A 7,711-nucleotide genomic window follows, 5' to 3' on the forward strand; every position below is an offset into this window, starting at 1 on the left:
CTCACTATCAAGGAAAGCTAAAGCTAATACTTGTAGGGTTTTCAGAGGTGGCGCTCGCATGCCATGATATATATAAAGTGCTGTTTCCGGATACACCTTTAAATTTCACGTATTCCACTTCCAAGGGCATACCTGGTCTGTCTTAGAAAAGTAGTTTGCATCGGGAAAAATAGGCATATCTGTCTAGCTATGGGAGAGCAGTTTATATTTGTAAGAAGTTAGAATACATCTTCGAATTTCACGTATCCCACTTACAAAGGAGGTATATCTGCTCTGGTTCTAGAAAAGCAATTTGCCTTGAGAAAAATAGGCGTATCTGTCTTGATGCGCAGGAGAACAGTTTAAAGTTCAGAATCTGCGTACGTATCCCATATTGGAGGGAAGTGACATCTCTTCATTGTTGTGATCATATAACCTAATCCCGGTTTCCGAAACTATGGTACCGACTCGTGTTACTTTTGTTTCAGTACTCTTTATAAGCTGCTTAAATTCTCGTACATTATTAGAGCTATTTCCAAGGACATATCTATCTAGCTATGGGAGAGCAGTTTACATTTGTAAGAAGTTCAGAATACATCTGAATTTCACGTATTCCACTTCCAAGGGCATACCTGGTCTGTCTTAGAAAAGCAGTTTGCATTGGGAAAAATAGGCGTATCTGTCTTTATGCGCAGGAGAACAGTTTAAAGTTTAGAATCTATGCACGTATCCCATATTGGAGGGAAGTGACATCTCTTCATTGTTGTGATCATATAATCTAATCCCGGTTTCCGAAACTATGTTACCGACTTGTGTGACCTTTGTTTCAGTGCTACTTATAAGCTGCTTAAATTCTTGTACTTTGTCTGGGGGTATAGTAAAGGCTAATTCATAGTCGTCTCCACCTGCAAGTATATATTCCATGTATTGGAGATCATGTGACAGCAAGTGTTGCGCTTCTGCGGAAAGTGGTATATCACCAAAATGTATGTTAGCTCCCACATTAGAAAGTTTACATATTCTGCCAATGTCCTGAAGGAAGCCATCAGATATATCTATGCATGAAGATGCTATACCAACAATTGCGCAGCCAAGCTTGACTCTTGGCTCTGGGATATTGTACCTACTTTTTATATATTCACAGCCACTTAATGTAGGATTGTTATGCGCCAATAAACCTAAAGCTGCATCTCCAATAGTGCCGCTAATATACAGAAAATCACCTATTTTCGCACCAGATCTGGTTAAAGTATTGGCTCCAGGTATTCCAAGTATAGTTATACCGATAGTAATGTAGCTGCTTTTATTGTGTACAGTATCTCCACCCACCAACTTTATGGAATAGCGTTCATTATCTTCGCGAAGTCCGCTACTAAAAGCACTCCACCATTCATTTGATATACCTTTGGGCAGTGATAATCCCAAAAGATATGCATAGGGCAAGGCACCCATAGAAGCCATGTCTGAAATATTTACCCTTAGAGCTTTCTTTGCAATGATGTCCGCTGCGGTATTGCTGAAAAAATGTACACCTTCTGTGATTATGTCGTGACTCGCGATAAGAGGAGAAGTGTTCTTACCTGCGCAGATATATGCTGCATCATCATCTTCTGAGGGAAATCCGCTACTAAGTAGGGGACGTATGTACTCATTTATACATTCGAGCTCATCCATGCGAAAAGAACTTCTTTAACAAGCTGCTTCACTCTATCATTTGGAGAAAGCACGTTCAAGATAGTAGGTCCACGGCGATATTGAATTGTGGAAAATGCCAAACTAAGAATACTTTATGGGTTGTCTTCATGAAAAAAAGCAACATAATAAACATGCACGAGGATAGAGGGCTAATGTGCTACTGAAATCTGGATACAAATCTGTAAAGACATTCTTTAAATGTGCATATTTTGCTGTATTCGATCTCATAAGGCATGCGGGCATAGAATACGCAGGGTATTTGTCATTTGTTGTGCTTCTATCCTTATTTCCATTCTTAATATTTTTGACTGCAGTTGCCTCTAACGTACTGAGCGTATTGGATAAAGAGGGGCTATTTTACGTAAAATTGCTGGGCGCACTATCTGATGAGCTGTCGCATGATACGATGTATGCTCTGCTACCTAGGATAAATGAAATACTTTCTGGACCTCCGCAGAGTTTATTGACTATTGCCGTAATGGCGATGATATGGAGTGCATCTTCCGTAATAGAAGGCATACGCAATGTTCTGAACAAAGCTTTTAGGGTCTACGCACCACCTCCGTACTTGCTAGGTAGATTATTTAGTATAGTGCAGTTTCTGGCGATGGTGCTGATTGTGATATTTTTCACGGTATGTATGGCACTCATACCTATATTGTTTGAAGTAACACGTGGGTGGCAGTATTTTAAGGTTTCCATAGCGGAATTTATGCTATTTATATGCATATTTTGGCTGTACTTTGTTGTACCGAATAAAAGGCAGACACTACAAGCGGTAATACCTGGAGCAGTGATGGTGACAATCTTATGGACTGCTTCGTCTATGATTTTTTCGTGGTATTTATCGAATTTCAGTGTTCTAAAGAGCATATATGGAAATCTTACTGGGATCGTTGCCGCATTACTGTTTTTCTATGTTTTAAGCATTCTATTCATATACGGTGCTGAGCTTAACCACAGGCTGTTTAAGCATATGTATCATGCTAAAAGAAAGGTGGATAGTATAGTGACCCATTGATATACTTCTCAGTTTTAATAGCAAACCGAGTAGTAGATAGGAGGTGTGTTGTGATTCAAGATCATAGCTGGTTTGATAAACAAAGTGTGCTATTCCCGTATAGTAGTTCTAAGTCATGCACTCCGCCTATTAGGGTAGTGGCGGCGCATGGAAGTTACCTGCATTTGGAAGACGGAAAGAGATTATTGGATGGAATATCAAGTTGGTGGAGTGTATGCCATGGTTATTCTAATCCGCATATTGTGCAGAAAATGCAGGAAAGGACAGAATCGCTTGCGCACGTCATGTTCTGTTGCGATCTGATACACGAAGAAGGATACAGGTTGGCAACAAGATTGCTAGGAATATCTCCAAATCGTATGTAAGACGTATTTTTTGCGGATTCGGGATCCATGGCGATAGAGGCTGCTATGAAAATTGCAGTACAATATTGGTGTTCTGTGGGAGATCCTGAAAAACGCAAGTTTATCTTTTTTCGTAATGCGTACCACGGTGATAGCATGGGATGCATGTCAATTTCAGATCCACGAGCAATACATGGAATACTTTTCCAGGGCTATTATCCGAACCAGTACTTGTTTGATATACCCAACAATGAAGAGGAGGCTGCTCTCCTAGGAGAAAATATAAAAAGGATAAAAGATGAAGTGGCTGCGATGGTCTTGGAACCTATCCTACAGGCTGCGGGAGGAATGCATTTCCATAGTCCTGAGCAAGCAAAGCTATTAAGAGAGATAGCGGCACAAAACAAGATACTCTTTATTGCCGACGAAGTTGCGACAGGATTTGGTAGACTGGGTACGATGTTTGCATGTGATCAAGCATCAATTTCACCAGATATGCTTGTGGTAGGCAAAGCGATAACTGGGGGAACATGCCCATTGTCTGCAGTTATTGTTTCAAATGCCATTTGCGAAAGGTTTTCTATTTCCGATTCCTCGCCCATACATGGTAATACCTTTATGGCAAATCCTATAGCATGTGCTGCAGCCAATGCATCTTTGGATCTTTTTCAGAATATGGCAATTCCCCCTTCTATAGAGAGGATAGAGAAGTTATTTAAACAAGAGCTTGAAGAATTAAATCATTTAGATCACATACATAATGTACGAATAAAAGGGGCAGTTGCGGCGGTTGATGTAGATATAGATTTTTCAAAACTTATTCAAAAAAATCTCACTGAAAGGCTAGTAGAATTGGGTATTTGGCTGCGACCCATAAAGAATGTATTCTATCTAATGCCACAGTTAAGTATGTTAGAAGAAGATTTGCTGAAATTGACTGCTGCTTTTAAAGCTCTTTTATTAAAAAAGCCTGCATGCCACGTACAGTAGCATTTGACGCCACTTGTTTTTACTATATGGTGATGGCTGAAGGAAGGTGAAGGAATTAGTGTTGATATTTAACCGGAAATGTAGAATAATCTCGTCCGGCGTATCAATGGAGAGGTGGCCGAGAGGCTGAAGGCGGCGGTTTGCTAAACCGTTATACAAGTAACATTGTATCGAGGGTTCGAATCCCTCTCTCTCCGCCAGTGGTTCTCTTGCTTGAACCGGGTAGTATTGAGGTATCAGGTGTCTCTTTTTCGGGGTAGAAAGCCTGGATATGTGCGTATAAACTCAGCTGTAGAAGAGTTCTTTTTAAAGAGATGTGCAGTTTGGAATGTAAATAAGATAGAAGTGAAGCTGTTCCTGAATTGGAAGGACATAGTAGGGAATGACATAGCCAACATGGCACGTCCCAGTAGGGTGGTTTTCGTAGAAGGCAAATCCGGAGTGTTGTACCTATCAGTGAAGAATAGCGGACATGCTATGTTTTTACAATATGCTATAACAGGTATAATAGATAGAATTTCAGTGTATTTTGGATTCAAAGCTATTTCTTCGATAAAAATACATCAATAGTTTTCGTACTTATATGACAGTGTGTCATTGTATATCGCAAGGGCGACTAATAGGATAATACTCTTGTAGTAGGGCAGACATATTGCACAATTGCTCAATTGTTAAGCATTCCGCTCTCAGCGATGGTAGTATGCCGCACTTACTCAGTAGATTGTCACAGTATTCCGGGTTTTTCAGAAAAGAATTCAGTGAATTTCGTATAGTTTTGCGCTTATGGTGGAACAAGAGTTTTAGCATTGATGACAAGTATGTGTGCGATATATTGAATCTGGGGGTTTTGAGTGGCGTTATGTCCAATACAGAAGAATGAATTTTAGGTGATGGTGTAAAAACTTCGGGAGGAAAGTTTTCTACTACTTTTACATCGCACACTAATTGTACTAACACAGAAAGGCTCGAATAGCTCTTAGTGCCAGGCTGAGCGACTATCCTGTCTGCAACTTCTTTCTGAAACATGAGTGTTAGATTATTAAATACGTTTATGTATGGGAGTATTTTTAGGAGAAAGATGACCGATATGTTATAGGGCAAATTCGCTATGATCTTTGTTATGCCACATACCATACTCTTTAAGTCAACATTTAAAACATCATCACATATGCATGTGTACTTATCAGGATGCTTTTCTTCCAAAGCTTTGTGTATATACATAAGCCTATGGTCCTTCTCTATAGCTATGAATCTTTTAGGATTTTTGCTGAGTATGCACTCCGTGAGTATTCCTAATCCGGGACCAATTTCAATGACAGTACAATGTTCTATATCTCCTGCATAAGAGACTATTCTGTGCGCTATTGTTGGGTCTAAGATAAAATTCTGTCCAAGAGATTTCTTGGCTTTATGGTCACATTTTTGCTTCTTTACGCTCACTGCAGTATCACATTCCTATTATTGCTCTTGCTCTTAAGGATTTGACTTTTATCCTAACATGTATATAGTACCAGTACTAGTTAGGAATACTTGTTTAGTAGTGTTTTGTACGCCGGCTTAGCTATAATTGGTAGAGCACCTGACTTGTAATCAGGGGGTTGTCGGTTCGAGTCCGGCAGCCGGCTCTCTTGTGGTACTTGTGAAGTTTTATGTCCTTTCTTCTTGTTGCTAATTGGAAGACAAGTGGTGACGCGCAGCTTGTGGGTACTTTTCTTGATGAACTGAAACCTTATCGAAGTGATAAGTGCAGTATAGTGTTGTGTCCTCCTATGACGGTTATTGGGTCCATTTCTAGTTTTGAAAATCCTTCTGCCGTCGAATTTGGTGCGCAGAACTGCTTTGTTAATGACAAGAACTGTACTGGAGAAGTTAGTGCTCGCATGCTCAAGGAATGCGGATGTACTTACGTTATTGTTGGGCATTCTGAGCGACGATCTACGTGTCACGAAAGCAATGGTGATATAAAGGTCAAGGCGGAGGCTGCTATTGAGGCTGGACTTATTCCCATAATATGCGTGGGAGAAAGTATGGCGGAGAGGACTGCCGGGATGCTTAGGGAAGTGTTGATCCGGCAGTTGCGAGAGTGTTTGCCTTCAGAGGGTGAGTTTGTAATTGCCTACGAGCCAATATGGGCTATTGGTGGTGCTGTTATTTCAGATTTAAGTGAGATTAAAGAAGCTATTGAGATAATCAGATCTCATAAGGCTAAATCTAAGATTCTTTACGGTGGCTCTGTTAATGCAAGTAATGTATCGGATTTAGTCACAGGTATTGATGTTGGTGGGGTCTTAGTTGGAAGTGCTAGTACCACAACGACTTCTTTCACCAACATATTGTGCAATTTATTTGAATGCTTGTGAGGTCGTGTATGCTTCGTGCAATGGCAGTGTGGTTTGTTGCTTTTTGTAGTTTTGTGTTTTTATTTTCGGGTGGTCATGCCTTTTCAGGAGCAGTAAAGCGGGACTTTGTTCTCATAGGTACTGGGTCCATGACTGGAATCTATTACTCCATAGGTGGCGGGGTATGTAAGTTCATAGTTTCTGGCTATGCAGGGTTAAACCCTCTGAAGAAGCTGGTATGTTCTACTTCTTCCACTGCAGGCAGTGTATATAACCTTAACTCTATGCGTAGAGGAGTTATGGATATAGGGGCAGCACAATCCGATGTTGGATATTATGCATATTCTGGAAATGGAATCTATGAAGGAGTGCCTCCTATGAGCGATCTTAGGCTGTTAGCCTACTTGCACAAAGAGCATTTTACCATTGCTGTTAGGAAGGACTCGGGAATAAAGACAATAGATGACATAAAGGGAAAAAGGGTGAACATAGGCGCTCCTGGCACTGGTGTTAGAAATGCTATGATGACGCTATTTAAGATTAAAGGATGGACGCAGAAAGATTTTCTTGTCGCATCGGATTTAAAACCTTCGGAACAAGTTCAAGCTCTATGTGATGGAAAGCTTGATGTGATCTCGGATTTCATAGGACACCCAAATGCTGCTATGCAAGAGGCGGTAGCTACCTGTGATGCCGTAACCCTGTCTTTTGATAAGGATTTTGTAAGGAAACTCATAAAGGAATATCCCTATTACCATAAGGGACTGATCCCAGGTAATACGTATGCGAATAATCCTAATGATACGCTAACTATTTCTGTACGTGCGTCAATGTACGCTACTACATCTCTTTCGGACGAGATGGCATATTTAGTCGTAAAGTCTATAGCTTCAAATTTTTCTAAATTCCGTGAATTGAATGGTGCATTAAAGAATCTCACTCTTCGCGACCTCGTAGATCAGTATAAGGATGCTGGAACGCTAAACGTTCCACTTCACAACGGTGCCCTGACTTTCTACAGGGAAATGGGATTCATCAAGTAAGATGGGTAACATAGTAGGCGAAAGAGTTGTACTTGGCATAGAGACGAGTTGCGATGAGACAGCGGTTTCTATTGTTAATGAGCAAGGTTCCATACTGTCTGACGAGGTATTATCACAAACTGAGCACTCTAATTATGGTGGAGTTGTGCCGGAATTGGCTGCAAGGAAGCATCTAGATTCTATCCACGCTTTGGTGGAGAGGGCGATGAATGTGTCAGGTAAGAAATTGGATGAAATAGATGCAGTAGCAGTAACGGCGGGTCCAGGACTGATAGGATCACTAATAGTAGGTGTGATGTT

The 7,711-nt window shown here is 40.7% G+C and carries 6 protein-coding genes, 2 tRNA genes and 3 pseudogenes; 9 read left to right on the plus strand and 2 right to left on the minus strand.

The features are described 5' to 3' along the window. Positions 1-146: pseudogene (locus R4I06_RS03845) on the plus strand (ferredoxin--NADP(+) reductase); the annotation flags it as partial. Between the two features lie 544 nt (positions 147-690). Here R4I06_RS03845 and thiL read toward each other — a convergent pair. Further along, on the minus strand, positions 691-1,653 hold the full coding sequence (gene thiL, locus R4I06_RS03850; protein ID WP_334414238.1) for a thiamine-phosphate kinase: 963 nt from the start codon (positions 1,651-1,653) through the stop codon (positions 691-693). Positions 1,654-1,828: 175 nt separating this feature from the next. Here thiL and R4I06_RS03855 point away from each other — a divergent pair, with 175 nt between their 5' ends. From R4I06_RS03855 to R4I06_RS03870, 4 genes and pseudogenes are all read left to right on the plus strand, one after another. Continuing rightward, positions 1,829-2,695, plus strand: a complete 867-nt coding sequence (locus tag R4I06_RS03855) for a YihY/virulence factor BrkB family protein (RefSeq protein WP_334414239.1) — start codon at positions 1,829-1,831, stop codon at positions 2,693-2,695. 86 nt (positions 2,696-2,781) lie between these two features. Beyond that, positions 2,782-4,029, plus strand: a pseudogene (gene bioA, locus R4I06_RS03860) (adenosylmethionine--8-amino-7-oxononanoate transaminase). A gap of 108 nt (positions 4,030-4,137) precedes the next feature. Then, positions 4,138-4,229 (plus strand) — tRNA-Ser (locus tag R4I06_RS03865). Between the two features lie 40 nt (positions 4,230-4,269). After that, complete coding sequence (locus R4I06_RS03870; protein WP_334414240.1) at positions 4,270-4,599, plus strand: DUF721 domain-containing protein; 330 nt, start codon at positions 4,270-4,272, stop codon at positions 4,597-4,599. A gap of 24 nt (positions 4,600-4,623) precedes the next feature. Here R4I06_RS03870 and rsmA read toward each other — a convergent pair whose 3' ends face one another. Next, on the minus strand, positions 4,624-5,469 hold the full coding sequence (gene rsmA, locus R4I06_RS03875) for a 16S rRNA (adenine(1518)-N(6)/adenine(1519)-N(6))-dimethyltransferase RsmA (RefSeq protein ID WP_334414241.1): 846 nt from the start codon (positions 5,467-5,469) through the stop codon (positions 4,624-4,626). A 111-nt stretch (positions 5,470-5,580) separates the two neighbouring features. Between rsmA and R4I06_RS03880 the strand changes: the two genes are divergently transcribed. The 4 genes and pseudogenes from R4I06_RS03880 to R4I06_RS03895 form a co-directional block, all read left to right on the plus strand. Continuing rightward, positions 5,581-5,654: transfer RNA gene (locus tag R4I06_RS03880), tRNA-Thr, on the plus strand. Positions 5,655-5,678: 24 nt separating this feature from the next. Continuing rightward, entirely contained in the window at positions 5,679-6,389 is a 711-nt protein-coding gene (locus tag R4I06_RS03885) for a triosephosphate isomerase (protein WP_334414243.1), read from the plus strand. Between the two features lie 20 nt (positions 6,390-6,409). Continuing rightward, the gene (locus tag R4I06_RS03890) at positions 6,410-7,411 is read left to right on the plus strand and encodes a TAXI family TRAP transporter solute-binding subunit (RefSeq protein WP_334414245.1); all 1,002 of its coding nucleotides are present in this window, start codon (positions 6,410-6,412) and stop codon (positions 7,409-7,411) included. Positions 7,412-7,421: 10 nt separating this feature from the next. After that, positions 7,422-7,711 (plus strand): annotated as a pseudogene (locus R4I06_RS03895) (tRNA (adenosine(37)-N6)-threonylcarbamoyltransferase complex transferase subunit TsaD); the annotation flags it as partial.

Source organism: Anaplasma bovis (assembly GCF_036903315.1).
Lineage (GTDB): Bacteria > Pseudomonadota > Alphaproteobacteria > Rickettsiales > Anaplasmataceae > Anaplasma > Anaplasma bovis.